This is a genomic window from Gemmatimonadaceae bacterium (assembly GCA_035606695.1).
Taxonomy (GTDB): Bacteria; Gemmatimonadota; Gemmatimonadetes; order Gemmatimonadales; family Gemmatimonadaceae; genus JAQBQB01.
In genome coordinates this window covers 437711-450481 of record DATNEW010000026.1, presented here as the reverse complement: position 1 = coordinate 450481, position 12771 = coordinate 437711, and the positions used below count along the sequence as shown (strand labels likewise).

Annotated in this window: 15 protein-coding genes; 5 read left to right on the top strand and 10 right to left on the bottom strand. The window is 65.9% G+C overall.

Features of this window, described 5'->3' with window-relative positions:
• Positions 1–46 precede the first annotated feature (46 nt).
• Positions 47–1747: a M20/M25/M40 family metallo-hydrolase gene (locus VN706_12950; GenBank protein ID HXT16538.1), complete on the bottom strand. Its 1701-nt coding sequence runs from the start codon at positions 1745–1747 to the stop codon at positions 47–49.
• 240 nt (positions 1748–1987) lie between these two features.
• Positions 1988–2398, bottom strand: a complete 411-nt coding sequence (locus VN706_12945) for a VOC family protein (GenBank protein HXT16537.1) — start codon at positions 2396–2398, stop codon at positions 1988–1990.
• A gap of 158 nt (positions 2399–2556) precedes the next feature.
• Here VN706_12945 and VN706_12940 point away from each other — a divergent pair, with 158 nt between their 5' ends.
• Positions 2557–3261 (top strand): metallophosphoesterase family protein, encoded by a 705-nt coding sequence (locus VN706_12940; GenBank protein HXT16536.1) that lies wholly within the window; start codon positions 2557–2559, stop codon positions 3259–3261.
• A gap of 28 nt (positions 3262–3289) precedes the next feature.
• Here the strand turns inward: VN706_12940 and VN706_12935 are convergent, their stop codons facing one another.
• A complete protein-coding gene (locus VN706_12935; protein HXT16535.1) occupies positions 3290–4540 on the bottom strand; it encodes an ATP-binding protein in 1251 nt (416 codons plus the stop codon).
• A gap of 255 nt (positions 4541–4795) precedes the next feature.
• On the opposite strand from VN706_12935, the gene VN706_12930 reads away from it, so the two are divergent.
• Positions 4796–5215, top strand: a complete 420-nt coding sequence (locus VN706_12930; protein ID HXT16534.1) for a hypothetical protein — start codon at positions 4796–4798, stop codon at positions 5213–5215.
• Here VN706_12930 and VN706_12925 read toward each other — a convergent pair.
• The 5 genes from VN706_12925 to VN706_12905 form a co-directional block, all read right to left on the bottom strand.
• On the bottom strand, positions 5104–6156 hold the full coding sequence (locus tag VN706_12925; protein HXT16533.1) for a Gfo/Idh/MocA family oxidoreductase: 1053 nt from the start codon (positions 6154–6156) through the stop codon (positions 5104–5106). The two genes, VN706_12930 and VN706_12925, sit on opposite strands and share 112 nt — an antisense overlap.
• Positions 6153–8207, bottom strand: coding sequence for a M13 family metallopeptidase (locus VN706_12920; GenBank protein ID HXT16532.1), 2055 nt, complete (start codon positions 8205–8207; stop codon positions 6153–6155). The genes VN706_12925 and VN706_12920 overlap by 4 nt, the downstream gene beginning before the upstream one ends.
• 22 nt (positions 8208–8229) lie before the next feature.
• Positions 8230–8445: a hypothetical protein gene (locus VN706_12915; GenBank protein HXT16531.1), complete on the bottom strand. Its 216-nt coding sequence runs from the start codon at positions 8443–8445 to the stop codon at positions 8230–8232.
• A 138-nt stretch (positions 8446–8583) separates the two neighbouring features.
• Positions 8584–8946, bottom strand: a complete 363-nt coding sequence (locus VN706_12910; protein ID HXT16530.1) for a hypothetical protein — start codon at positions 8944–8946, stop codon at positions 8584–8586.
• 166 nt (positions 8947–9112) lie between these two features.
• On the bottom strand, positions 9113–9754 hold the full coding sequence (locus tag VN706_12905) for an Ig-like domain-containing protein (GenBank protein ID HXT16529.1): 642 nt from the start codon (positions 9752–9754) through the stop codon (positions 9113–9115).
• A gap of 103 nt (positions 9755–9857) precedes the next feature.
• Between VN706_12905 and VN706_12900 the strand changes: the two genes are divergently transcribed.
• Together VN706_12900 and VN706_12895 are read left to right on the top strand one after the other, a co-directional pair.
• The gene (locus VN706_12900) at positions 9858–10463 is read left to right on the top strand and encodes a hypothetical protein (protein HXT16528.1); all 606 of its coding nucleotides are present in this window, start codon (positions 9858–9860) and stop codon (positions 10461–10463) included.
• A 135-nt stretch (positions 10464–10598) separates the two neighbouring features.
• On the top strand, positions 10599–11081 hold the full coding sequence (locus VN706_12895) for a cupin domain-containing protein (GenBank protein ID HXT16527.1): 483 nt from the start codon (positions 10599–10601) through the stop codon (positions 11079–11081).
• 15 nt (positions 11082–11096) lie between these two features.
• On the opposite strand, the gene VN706_12890 is transcribed toward VN706_12895, so the two are convergent.
• On the bottom strand, positions 11097–11573 hold the full coding sequence (locus VN706_12890) for a LuxR C-terminal-related transcriptional regulator (GenBank protein HXT16526.1): 477 nt from the start codon (positions 11571–11573) through the stop codon (positions 11097–11099).
• A gap of 127 nt (positions 11574–11700) precedes the next feature.
• Here VN706_12890 and VN706_12885 point away from each other — a divergent pair, with 127 nt between their 5' ends.
• The gene (locus VN706_12885; protein ID HXT16525.1) at positions 11701–12165 is read left to right on the top strand and encodes a GNAT family N-acetyltransferase; all 465 of its coding nucleotides are present in this window, start codon (positions 11701–11703) and stop codon (positions 12163–12165) included.
• A gap of 97 nt (positions 12166–12262) precedes the next feature.
• On the opposite strand, the gene VN706_12880 is transcribed toward VN706_12885, so the two are convergent.
• Entirely contained in the window at positions 12263–12769 is a 507-nt protein-coding gene (locus VN706_12880) for a nuclear transport factor 2 family protein (protein HXT16524.1), read from the bottom strand.
• Between the last annotated feature and the right edge of the window lie 2 nt (positions 12770–12771).

Genomic DNA, 12771 nt, shown 5'->3' with positions numbered 1-12771 from the left:
CGACATCACGCGGCGCGCCCGGGTTCTCACTTGCCGCTGCCCCGCGTCACGGCACGCAGGCGGTTCGTCCTCCGGGAATGAGCGACACGCGTGGCGGCGGCGTGTTCGCGTTCGCGATGCGCAGCGCGACGTCGTGAACGAACTGCGCCACGTGCGCGAGCTTGTCGTAGTCGGAGTACTGCGGCTCGTCCGTCACCTGGTGATAGTCGACGTGAAACCCGGTGAAGAAGAATGCGGTCGGAACGCCGAAGCGATCGTATGCGGCGTGGTCGCTGCCGCAGGCGACACTGCCGCCGACGGCATCGGCGCGCCCGCGCGACCAATCGATGTCGAACCCCCACGTCGCCGCCGCGTTCGCCGAGTCGATGGCATCGGCAAACGTCGGCCGTCCGTCGCGCGGAGTGACGATGGCGACGTATCGCGGCCCTCCGCCCGGCGTGTCTTCCGCGCGCCCCCGGCTCACGTGATCCATCTGAAGCTGTGCGACGATGGAATCGATCGGCACGGTCGGATGGCTGGTAAACCAGCGCGATCCATTCAGGTTCCCTTCTTCGGCGGTGTGCCACACGAAGAGAATGGAGCGGCGCGGGCGAACGCGTGTCGTCGCGAACGCTTCAGCAATCTCTAATAGCGCCGCCGTGCCGGATCCGTCGTCGTCGGCGCCGTTGTAAATCGAATCGAGGCGCGCCGGCCGCAGCCGCCGAACGCTGTCGAGCGCGGCACGGAGGCGCGCGGCCTGGCCCGCATCGAGCATCGGCGGCTCGTCGCGCGCGCCCAGCGTGCGGAACATGCGATTGAAGACCCGCACGGAATCGTGATCCAGCAGCACGTTGCGTGTCCCGACATGATCCGAGTGCGCGCCGATGGCGACGTATTCGCCGCGCAGGGCCGGATCGCCGCCGCGCAGCACCGCGATGACGTTGCGCGCGGGAGCCGTATCGCGCACGCTGTAGGCGAGATTGCCGTGCAGCGCATTTCCGGTCGTTCCGGGACGAAGTGATTCGAGCGGCGACGAGAACAGACGCTGCGCGCTGCCGCGCGTCATGACGAGCACGGGCGCAACATGCGCGGTATCCGGCGGCTCGGCGGAATAAAAGGCCGTCGCCCATCGGTCCATGAACGCCGCCGTGAACATGCGCAGGCCTTGCGGAAAGGGACTGACGCCGACGACGGCGGCCGCGTCGAAATACCGGCCGCCGGGCCGGCGTAACGCGTACAGCGCCGGGGTCACGGCCTGCCCGCGCGCGTTCGTGTCGAGCCTAACCACGACGACCTTGCCGGCGGCGAGCGCCGGCGTGATGTAGCTCGACGTGTCGCCGAGCTTGCCGCCGTAGATCGCGGTGGCGTTGTCGAATGGTCGAACGCGCCAGCGCAGGTCGGGGATGGGTGCGGTCACGTCTCGCACAAATTCGAGCGGCGTGCGATCGGCGACGACGTGTGACCCGGGGTCGAGCCGCACGTTGAGAAGTGGGACGGTCTGGAAGTACGACCCGCCTTCGCCGGCTGGTTCGAGCCCGAGGCGCTTCACTTCGTTCGCGATGTACGTCGTCGCCTTGAAGTTGCCGATCGTGCCGGCGTCGCGGCCCAGCATGGAGTCGTCGGCGATGACGTAGAGGCGCGTCATCGCGTCGGCGGGTGTGATCGCGGGCGACGTCGGCCCCGGCGCGTGCTTGCGCGGCTGCGGCGGCTGTTGGGCGCGGGCGGATAGCGCGGTGAGAGCGAGCGCGAACGCGACGGCCGGTCTCATGAGAGCTCCTGGGGTGGAGGAGTTTCGCGACGTGCCGAACGGTCGAGAATATACCATCGAACCAACATTCGAAACAAAGAAATGTTGTCGCGGCGTATGTAAGCTCTAACGCACGTCCAATCGTTGGACGCGCAACCGTCCGCCGGGAGCACTATGGCAAGTTTCTGAACCCCAACGTGATCTCCGTGAGGTCTACGCCGGTGGCCTGATCGGCCAACTCGTGCATCGCTCGCCTGAGGCTCACCCCCGGCGCGGGCCGATGACCGACCACAAGACGCCGAAGCGATCGCGCACCTGCCCGAACCGCGTCGCGAAGAACGCTTCGGCGATGGGCGTTCCGACCTGTCCTCCTTCCGCCAGCAGTGCGAAGACGCGGTCGGCTTCTTCGTTGGAGTCGACGTCGAGAAAGAGATACGCGCCGCGCACGGGCTGGTAAACCTCCGACGGAACGTCGTTGCCAATGAGATCGACGCCGCCGATGGTCACGCGCGCGTGGATGACGAAACTATCCGGTCCAGGGGGCCGCGGATGGCCGGGAGGAATCGAATCCTTTCGGATCATCGCGGTGATCTTGCCGCCCAGGTGGCGCTCGTAGAACTGGAATGCCTCTTCGCAATTGCCGCCGAAATTGAGCTGCGTGTTGAGATGCATGCGACGTTGTCTCCGGTGGTCTTCAAGGGTGAGATTGGCCCGCGAGCGATCCGCGTCCAGCGGAGCGACGAACGACCGAGGCCGAAATCGACACAGGCGGCAGCCGCAAATCTGCATGTACTCGGCCTCGAGCGTAGGATGCCTGGCTAGATATCGGAATGCGAGTCGCGGCCCTCTACGACATCCATGGAAACCTTCCCGCCCTCGAGGCAGTCCTGGCGGACGTGGGACGTGCCGCTGTGGATTGCATCGTCGTGGGCGGCGACATCTTTCCAGGACCGATGGCGCGTGATGTCCTGCATCACGTGCGGGCGCTTGGCATTCCAGTTCACTACATTCGCGGCAACGGCGACCGCGCGCTCGGCGACGTGGCGGCGGGGCGCGAATCGGCCGGATTGCCGCCGGCGTTCGTGCCGCTGTTCGAGTGGCATGCCGCGCAGCTCGATCGCGCGGACCTCGAGATCGTCGCGCGGTGGCCGTTGACGCTCACGCTGCCGATCGGCGCGTTCGGCGAGGTGATGTTCTGTCACGCGACGCCGCGCGACGACAATGAATTGTTCACCGTGTCGACACCGGCTGAACGGATCCGAGATGCATTCGAAGGCGTCAGCGAGCGCGTGGTGATTTGCGGCCACACGCACCGGCCGTTCGATCGAATGATCGGTGACGTGCGTGTCGTGAACGCGGGAAGCGTGGGAATGCCGTTTGGCGGCAAGGAGGCGGAGTGGCTGCTGCTCGATGATGGCGTCGAGTTCCGGCGCACACCGTACGATCTCGGCGAAGCGAAGCGGCGTGTCATGGCATCGGACTATCCGAGGAAGGAGGAGTTCGTCGAGATGGTGTTGACCGCGCCGTCGCGCTGAGCGCACGAGCACCTCATTGCATCGACAGTCAGGTCGTTGCCGCAAGCGCAACGCGGAGCGGGACCGCGCTCAATCGCTCATCGAGTTGGATGACCGCGGTTCCATCATACAAGACGATGCCGCAGCGAAAGCGCCGGCCCGCGGCGTCTCGCAGCTTCTTCAGACCGCGCAGGTCATTTTCCGTGACCGAGGCGGCGGCCTTCACCTCTACGCCCGCCACCCCCGCAGCCGACTCGAGCACGACATCCACCTCATAGCCGTCGCGGTCCCTGTAGTGGGAGAAGTCGATCGGCACGGGCCGCCAGCTCGCTTGTCGGCGAAGCTCCTGCACAACGAACGTCTCGAGCAGCGGACCAAGGCTCGACCGGTCGAGGTTTAGAGTTTTCGCATCGAGGCCGAGCAGGGCGCATGCGACGCCAGTGTCGCCCAGGTGAAGCTTCGGACGCTTCACCGCGCGGCTCGTGCGGTTGGAATGCCACGGCGGCAAACGATCGATCAGGAAGACCCGCTCGAGGAGCGTGACGTATTCGTGAATCGTTTGGCGGGTCAGTTCGAACGGGGCGGCGAGCTCGGCGATGTTGAGCAGCGAGGCCGTGTTGGCGGCGACGACCGAGAGCAGGCGCGGCAGCGCGTCGAACGAATGAATGCGCGAGAGATCCCGCACGTCGCGCTGGATTTGCGTTTCGACATAGTCTCGATACCACGCGCTTCGCCGTGCCGGCGTCCGTCGCGCCAGCGCCGCGGGATACCCCCCGGCCGCGACGCGCACGGCGAGATCATTCCCCAGCCGCTCCACGATGCGTGTCGGGATTTTGCCGGCGAAGATCGCGTCGAGTACGCGCGGTCTCGCGTTCTCGATCTCTCCCTGCGCGAGTGGGTGCAAACGGAGAATCGCCAGTCGGCCGGCGAGCGAATCGGACAGATGCGGAACGAGCAGGACGTTGGCCGATCCCGTGAGGATGAAGCGTCCGGGACGACGGCGAGCGTCGATCGCCGCCTTGAGCGCGGTGAACAGCTCGGGCACGCGCTGGAGTTCGTCGAGAATCGTCTTCGGCGGCAGCGAGGCCACGAACCCGGCCGGATCGCCGCGCGCGGCGGCGGTGAGATCGTCGTTGTCGAAGGTGAAATAGCGATAGCCGAGCGGCTCGCCGACGGTCCGCGCCAGGGTGGATTTGCCGCTTTGCCGCGGGCCGTGGATGAGCACCGCGGGCGTATCGCGAAGGGCCTCCCGGAGACGAGGGGCGAGGAAGCGCTGGAACGCGCTGGCGCGGCGTGGCATGCGTCCAACCTACCGCCGCGGTCGGCTGAACGCTAGAATTGTCGTCGGCTGAATGCTAGAATTTACGTCGGCTAAATGCTAGAATTTTTGTCGGCTGAATGCTAGAATTTTTCGCGCGCCGTTCGTGCCCCCGGCCCGGCGAGACGCGCGGCGGACCACGCCGGCCGCGCGCGCTCCGCTCGCCGCGCCCCGGGCAGCCTTGCCCGGGCCGCCGGTGCGCTGGCGCGAGGAACGCGTACTGCACTGACGGCGGCCGTGCCGAAGACGATCGAACGCGCCGCTCGCGGCGCCGCCGCCGGTGCGGTCGCGACCATTCCGATGACGGCCGTCATGCTCGCCGCCAAGCACACGGGCTCGATGGGCCAGCTCCCGCCCGAGAAGATCACGCGGCGCGCGCTGGCCGCGGCGAATCAGCAGGCCAGTACTCCGGCGACGAAGGCCGCGGCGGCCGTGGCACACTTCGGGTTCGGCGCCGCGGCGGGCGCAGCGTTCGCGATGATCGCGGACGAGCGCGACGAATTGCCGGCGGCGATGGCGAAAGGCGCGGGGTTCGGGCTCGCGCTCTATGCGCTCAGCCCCCGCACTCGCTCGATGACCTCGAGCGCCGCGATGGCGTCGTCCAACGCCACGGGCGGCGGTGCCCCTTCTCGCATCGCGCGCGCGACGCCCAGATAAAACGCGCCATAGTCCCCGCGTTCGGTCGGGACGCGCGACGCGTCCTCACCGACGCCCAGCGTTCCATAGTTCTCTAATAGGTCGAGCCCCCAGCGTTCGCCGCCGGGGCGTTCACCACGACGGAGTGCATCTTCCTGCGGGTCCAACCCGAACTTCACGTACGCGGCGCGGTCGCCGAGCACGCGGAAGCGCGGGCCGGGCTGGGCCACGACGGAGCTCATCCACAGATGCGATCGCACACCCGACGCATGCGTGAGCGCGACGAAGACGTCGTCGTCCACTTGCGAGCCGGCTCGGCGTGAATCGAGTTCCGAATACGTGCGCGCCGCCTCCGCGACGGGCCCGAACAGGCACAGCGCCTGATCGATGAGATGACTGCCGAGATCGAGCAGGAGTCCGCCTCCCTCCGCGGGCGCATTGGACTCGCGCCAGTTGTCGCGCAACGCCGGACGCCACCGTTCGAACCGCGACTCGAAGCGATGAACTTTGCCGAGCGCATTCTCGGCCAGCAGACGACGCACCGTCATGAAGTCGCCGTCCCAGCGCCGATTCTGAAACACCGACGCCATGACGCCGTGGCGCCGCGCGGCATCGGCGAGACGGCGTGCATCGGCCGAGCTCACCGCGACGGGCTTGTCGACGACGACGGCGCGCTTCGCCTCGACCGCCCGCAACGCGAGTGGAACGTGCGTGCGGTTCGGCGTCGAGATCACGACGAGATCGATGTCGTCGTGTTCGGCGAACAGCTCGTCCGCATTCGCGACGATGCGCGCATCGGGACACTCGGCCGCGGCTTGGCGCTGGCGATCGGCGTTGCTCGTCACGATCGCGCGGAGTCTCATGCCCGGCGTCGTGGCGATGAACGGCGCGTGGAAGTAGCGGCCGCCGAGGCTGTAGCCGATGAGCGCGACGTTGATCATGCTCGACGTCGTCGCGCTCACCAGATGCGAACGCGTGCCTCGGGCGCGAGATACAACTTCTCGCCGGATTTGACCCCGAACGCCGTGTACCACGCGTCGAGGTTTCGCACCGTGAGCGCGCGCCATGGTCCCGGCGAATGCCCGTTCGTGAGCAACTGTCTCCGGAGCGCCGCTTCGCGGAACTTGGTGCGCCAGATCTGCGCCCAGCTCGTGAAGAGTTGTTGATCGCCGGTGAGGCCGCCCACGACCGGCGCCGCCTTGCCGGCGAGTGACGCGTGAAACGCATCGTATGCGGCGGTGAGCCCCGCGAGATCGGCGATGTTCTCGCTCAGCGTCTGTTGCCCGTTGATCGCCGCGTCGGGCAGCGGATGATACGAGTCGTACTGCCGAGCGAGCGCTTGCGTCGACGCCTTGAAGTGCGCGAAATCCGATGCCGTCCACCAGTTGCGCATCAGCCCGCGCGAATCGAACGCGGCGCCGAGGTTATCGAAGCTGTGGCTGATCTCGTGGCCGATCACCGCGCCGATGCCGCCGTAGTTCATCGCGTCGGATCGATTCGCGTCGAAGAACGGCGGCTGCAGAATGGCGGCGGGAAAGTTGAGCGCGTTCATCGCCGGCATGTTCACCGCGTTCACCGTCTGCGGCGTCATGACCCACATGTCGTGATCGACCGGTTTGCGCAGATCGGCGATGCTCTTGTCATAGTTGAATCGCGTGACGCGGTCGGCGTTTCCGTACGCGTCGCTCGGTGTGACGGAGAGCGCCGCATAGCTCGGCCACTTGTCGGGATATCCAATGCTCACGCGCAACGTCGAGAGCTTCGCCTTCGCCTCGGCCTTGGTCGACGGCGCCATCCACGACAGCGCGTCGATGCGATGCTGGAACGCGGTGATGAGGCCGGCGACCATCTTCTGCGCATTGGCTTTCGCGGCGGGCGGAAAGTAGCGCTCGACGTATTCCTTGCCGACGATGAATCCGAGCGCCTCGCTCGTCGCGGCGACCGCGCGTTTGTCGCGCGACTCCTGCGCTTCGGCGCCGCCCACGGTCTTTCCGAAGAAGTCGAACGATTCGCGGTCGAATGACGACGGCAGCACGGCCGCGTGATCCTCGATCGCATGGTAAGCGACGAGGGCTTTCCATGCGTCGAGGGAACCCTTCGCTACCAGCGCCGCGAGGCCGGTGATCGCGCTCGGCTGCCAGGCAACGATAGAATCCTCATGAGATAACTGTGATGACGCAAAGAACGCGGACCAATTGAGTCCCGGCGCTTTGCGTGCGAAGTCCGCGCGAGCCCAGTGATTGTTCCCTTTCGCCGGATCCTCGCTGTCCTCGACCTTCCAGTGCGTCTCGGCGATGCGGGTCTCGAGCCCCACGATCAAATCCGCGTTCGCCGCGGCCGCCGGAACGCCGGCGAGTGTCAGCATGCGCGCGACGTGCGCTCGATATTGCGCGCGAACGGCCGCCATTCTCGACGACGAATCGAGATAGTAGCTGCGGTCGGGCATCTCGAGGCCGCCCTGCAGCAGCGACGCGACGTTGTGTCCCGGATGATTGAAGTCCTGCGCCACCCATAGACCGAACAGATTGTCCGTGTGCAGGACGCCGTTGTTGATCGGATCGACGTCGGCGCGGAGGTGTGCGCCAAGAAAGCGGGCGAGCTCCGTCTTGTTGGCGATCGCGGCGATGCTGTCGAGGAGCGGCTTGATCGGCGCGACGCCGCGTTCGGCGATCGCGGCAGTGTCGAAGAACGCGTGATAGAAGTCGGCGACCTTGCGCTGGTCCGATCCGGCCGCGGCGTTGGCCGCCGCCGCGCGATGCACGATCTCCATCACGTTCGCATCGGCCTTGTCGGCGGCGATGTTGAACGAACCGTATGCGCCCAGCTCGGGCGGGATCTTCGTGCGGCGGTCCCAGGAGCCGTTGGCGTATCTATAGAAGTCGTCGCCGGGGCGAACCGTGGTGTCCATCGCGGCGGCGTCGAGACCGGGGATGGCGCGCTGCGCGATGAGCGGCGAGGCAATCGCGATCGTGATGGCCACCGAGATCAGGGAGCGAAGAGCGAAACGGGGCATATGAGAGTTCCGTGATGTAGAGCTAGGCGGCACACGCCGCCGCGGGCGCCGGGCCCGCGTCGACGAGTCGCTTGTTCGCGGGTTCGACGCGAAGATTGAGGCCCTCGAGCATCGCTCGAGGGACCCATGACAGTTCGGCGCCTGTATCAACGAGCGCCTGAGTCACCGTACGTCGGATGCTTGGCCGCGCGGGGTTCTCGATCTCGAAATCGATGCGAAATGTTCCCATGTCCGTCATCGTACGATCTCCTGGCGTCAGTGGCGTCATTCAAATGATGCGGGCATAGCCTATTCAGCGCAATTCGGTAGAACGCAATGAACGGAATAAACCAAGTGGCCTATTCCGTTCATTGTCCTTCATCATTGTGGCAAGGAGCTAATGCTTCTTATGCCGCTTGTGATGCTTGCGGCCTTTGTGGCCATGAGCAATCACGTCGTTCGCACGTTCGTCCGCGCGCAACGAGCGCGTCATGTCGCCGTGCGAGAGCGTCGTCGAGGGACGATCCCGGCGGAGAACTTCCGGACGCGTGAAGCGCGGATCGACGATGCCGGCCTCCGTTCGCGCGTGTTCGCCGTCGCGTCGCACATGTTGAGGCTGCTGGACCACGACGTGCTGCGCGGCGGCCGCGGCCGCGACGCGTGCGTCGTGATCGGCTCGCCTGTCGTGCCCATCCTGCGCCAGCATGACGCCGGGCACGATCAGAAACGCGAGTGGTACGATGACATTCTGAAATCTCACGACTGCCCCCTCTCGATGAGTTCGTTCGCGGCGAGTGGCGCCGCGTAATGCTCGCAGCGAGTGAAGGGCAACCGGCAAGCCAGCAGTCGTGATGTTCGCTGCTGGGCGTGTGATGTGTGGCACGAACTCGCGTAAAGAATTTCGAGCGAGCTCTAGTCGAACTTCCTCACGGACACAGCGGCCCGAACACGCCGAGCCGTCCTGTTCCGAACTTGCTCGGATCGCGCCGCGACGTCGCAATGACGTGGATGTCGTCCTTCGTGCCGCACAGCGCCCTGACGAATCCTGTCGAATCGATCGACGCAGCGCGAGGATCGCTCACACTCCAGGTCACCGACGTATCCGTCCCGGGTACGGCGTCGACATATGTCTCATACTGCATCGTGTAGCCGATGCCGAGGCCAACACCTGGTTCCGAGACGCTCACGCTGCGGATCGCCGGCGCATCCGCGACCGGTTGCAGCGTGATCGGCACCTTCACCGTCGCGAACGCGCCGCATGGTCCACCGGGCACATTGACGTTCGTGATCGTCACCGGCTGATAGAACGGCTTGGTGACTTCGACGGTGTATGTGCCTGCACGATTCTCCGCGGCACCGATCGAAAGCGGACTCGTGACTTCGACGACCGAGTCGCGATACGCGCCATCGGTGACGACGAGCTTCGCTCCTGGTGCGATCGGCCGTCCATCGGGGCGTCGAATGTCGACTTCGACACCCGCGAATCCGGGGACGGCGCAGATGGTCCCGGAATCGATAACCGGCTCCGCCGGCGCGGCGTGGTGGGCGCACGCGAAAACCAGGGCCACGCCAGCCACGCTCAGAACGGTTTTCACGGAGTTCAACGACATAAACACTCCTAACAATACTCGAATGCCACGCGAGCCGCAGCTCCACCACGTATCTTGCGGCATGGGCTTTTTCTCTCGCGTTCGCGAAGCGCTGAGACAGGCATCTGGTGCGCCCGGCGACGAATGGCATCAGGTGCGCGGCTTCTCGGTGCTCGTGCAGAACACGCGGCCGGACATCGAGACGCACGCGGTGCTGCTTCGTCTCGACGAGGCGTTGGGGCTCATCGATACGTATCAGCCGTGGCGGCTGGCGCATCTTCGGCGCGACGTTCGCCACATTCTCGTCGCGCGCTTTCCCTGTCGCGGCGCGTATTTCCCCGAGCATCGCGTCGTGATGACGGAGCTCACTTTCCTCGCGCGCACCGACATCACCGCGGCGCCCGTGGCGTCGTCGATTTTGCACGAGGGGGTCCATGCGCGCGTACACGCGATGGGCGTGAGTCCGATCGATCGCGACACAGCGCACGAGGAGCGCCTCTGCCGCCGCGCCGAGTTGGCGTTTGGAATGGCGTTGCCGCCGGCGCTTGGCGCGCCGGTCGTCGAGCGCGCGCAGTGGAGTCTCGAGCTGGACGACACTGGTGTGGCGCCGGAGGTGGACTGGGTGGAAGCGAAGCGCCGGCAGGATGCGGTGGATGCGGCTGCGCGATCGCGGGACGGCCACGTCTGATGCTCGAGACCGCCGCCGACTAGCGAAAAAATACGTCATTCACTCGATTGGGCCGCTCCGTACGCGGCCGTATCCTCCTGGCACGACGGCTCGACGAGCCGCCGAGTCGAATTTCATCAGTCAGGAGGACGTCGAATGAGTGCAGCAAAAACCGCCGGTGCGGTCGTGGTGCGCGCCGGCGAGGGACAAGCAGTGCGTTGGGGGCCCGCGGGCGTGGTGCGCGTCGTCGCCGGCGCCGACTCGACCGATGGCAGCTTCAGCATCGTCGAGGTCAAGGAGCCGGCGGGCAGCTTCGCGCCGCTGCACACGCACCGCGGCGAAGCGGAAGCGTTCTACATCCTCGAGGGGAAGATCGAGTTGACGTGCGGCGACGAGACCGTGACGGCAGGCGCGGGCGATTTCGTCTACACGCCGCGCGGCGTGGCGCACAAGTACGTCGTCACCGGCGATCAGGCGGCGCGAGTCCTTCTCTTCTTCTCGCGGCCCGGGTTCGAGTCATTCTTTCTCGACGGCGGCGCGCCGCTCGACCGCGCTCCGTCCGGACCGCCCAAGCCGGAAGACTTGCAGCGGCTGTTCGACAAATACGACCTGGAGGTCCACGAGTCGATGGCGCACTGACGGCGCAGTGAATCGCTAGGGCGCCGTGTGCTTGAACGGCCCGAACTCGCGCGTGCCGGCGCGCAGCCCCGCCTCGATGACGCGGTCGGCGGCACGTACGAGCACCGTCAGCTCGGCACGCGAATGCACGTTCAACTTCTCGTAAATGTTGACGAGATGCGTGGACACCGTTCGGCCGCTGATGCACAGGCGTCCGGCGATTTCCTTGTTGCTGAAACCGTGAACGACGTACGTGACGATCTCACGCTCGCGGTCGCACAACTGTTCCTCGAACACCGTTTTCAGCCCGCCGTTCGGAACGAGATCGCCGATCCGCGACCAGTACGACTCGTTCTCGCGCTGGATGAGCCCGCGCAATTGCTCGGGCGTGAACTCCGCGAGGAGGTCGACGTCGTGGAGCTTGCGCGCGTGCTCCGCCGCGATGTCGATGAGGGCGTGTTCGTCCGGGCCGGTGAAGACGTCGCCACAGGGCGGGCAGGTGAATCTGAGCATCGGGGCTTCGGCTGGGTGTGGCAAGATGTTGTAACTATGTGAGATTTAGGGTTGGGCGCGCGTGGCGTCAAACGCGGCGAGGCCACAAAAAAAGATGTATCGCGGCATAGGCACCTAATTTCCAATTATGGAAACCTTTCCGATCGTCGTGCGCGCCATCGCGCGCTCGGACTACGCCGGTTGGCGCCCGCTATGGGATGGCTACAACGCGTTCTATGAACGCGCCGGGCCAACCGCGTTGCCGGAGGAGATCACGACCGCGACCTGGGAGCGCTTCTTCGCCGACGACGAACCGGTGCACGCGCTCGTCGCGGAATCGAACGGCCGCATCGTTGGCATCGTGCACTTTCTCTTTCACCGCAGCACGAGCCGGCTCGACGACGTGTGCTATCTCCAGGATCTTTTCGTCGCCGAGGATTGCCGGGGTCGCGGGATTGCGCGGGCATTGATTCTCGCCGTGTACGACGCTGCGCGCGTCAAGGGATGCAGCCGCGTCTACTGGCAGACGCAGGCATCGAATGCCACGGCGCGGCGGTTGTACGACACGCTCGCCGACCACCGCGGCTTCATCGTGTATTCGCACGAGCTCTGACCGCGAGTTCGTGACTTCCCGATCGGGCCTTCACCATCGGACAAGGCGAGACGAAGAATCGCCTCGTTCGGAAGAACTGAGACCAGCGGTACCGGCGTCAGCGCCGCATGTCGAGAATCGGCGTCGACTGCTGCGCCACGATGAGCCAGCGCCCGTCGCGCTTGACGAGCATCGTCGTCCGCCGGCGCTTGTTCGAGATCTGCTGCGATCCCGCGGGGCCCGCGACGTCGGAGCGATAGGTGACGACCGCGGCGTCGCCGTACATGCGCACGGCCATCTCGCTCACGTCGTATTTACTGTTTTGTAATCGCCCAGTGCGGAAGTTGTCGAGAAACTGCTGCTTCGTAATGAGCAGGCCGACAGGGTTCACGAACGTGAAATCGGCAGCGAGCAGCGGCTCGAGGGCGTCGGGGTCGTTGGCGCCCGTCGCGGCGGCGACGCGCTCCTCGAGTTGACGGACGGCCGCTTCGTCCGATGAGACGTCGGCGCGCACGGACACATGGTGCGCGCACGCGGCGAGCGCACACGCGGCGAGCGCACACGCGGCGAGCGAGCACGCGGCGAGCGAGCACGCAGCGATGAGCGTGGGAACTGGACGAGGCATAC

Coding starts and splice junctions, on each gene's coding strand:
- VN706_12920 (HXT16532.1), bottom strand. CDS start 8,207: ATGCCCCGTTTCGCTCTTCGCTCCCTGATCTCGGTGGCCATCACGATC.
- VN706_12915 (HXT16531.1), bottom strand. CDS start 8,445: ATGACGGACATGGGAACATTTCGCATCGATTTCGAGATCGAGAACCCC.
- VN706_12945 (HXT16537.1), bottom strand. CDS start 2,398: ATGCATCTCAACACGCAGCTCAATTTCGGCGGCAATTGCGAAGAGGCA.
- VN706_12880 (HXT16524.1), bottom strand. CDS start 12,769: ATGCCTCGTCCAGTTCCCACGCTCATCGCTGCGTGCTCGCTCGCCGCG.
- VN706_12885 (HXT16525.1), top strand. CDS start 11,701: ATGGAAACCTTTCCGATCGTCGTGCGCGCCATCGCGCGCTCGGACTAC.
- VN706_12890 (HXT16526.1), bottom strand. CDS start 11,573: ATGCTCAGATTCACCTGCCCGCCCTGTGGCGACGTCTTCACCGGCCCG.
- VN706_12940 (HXT16536.1), top strand. CDS start 2,557: ATGCGAGTCGCGGCCCTCTACGACATCCATGGAAACCTTCCCGCCCTC.
- VN706_12935 (HXT16535.1), bottom strand. CDS start 4,540: ATGCCACGCCGCGCCAGCGCGTTCCAGCGCTTCCTCGCCCCTCGTCTC.
- VN706_12950 (HXT16538.1), bottom strand. CDS start 1,747: ATGAGACCGGCCGTCGCGTTCGCGCTCGCTCTCACCGCGCTATCCGCC.
- VN706_12895 (HXT16527.1), top strand. CDS start 10,599: ATGAGTGCAGCAAAAACCGCCGGTGCGGTCGTGGTGCGCGCCGGCGAG.
- VN706_12900 (HXT16528.1), top strand. CDS start 9,858: ATGGGCTTTTTCTCTCGCGTTCGCGAAGCGCTGAGACAGGCATCTGGT.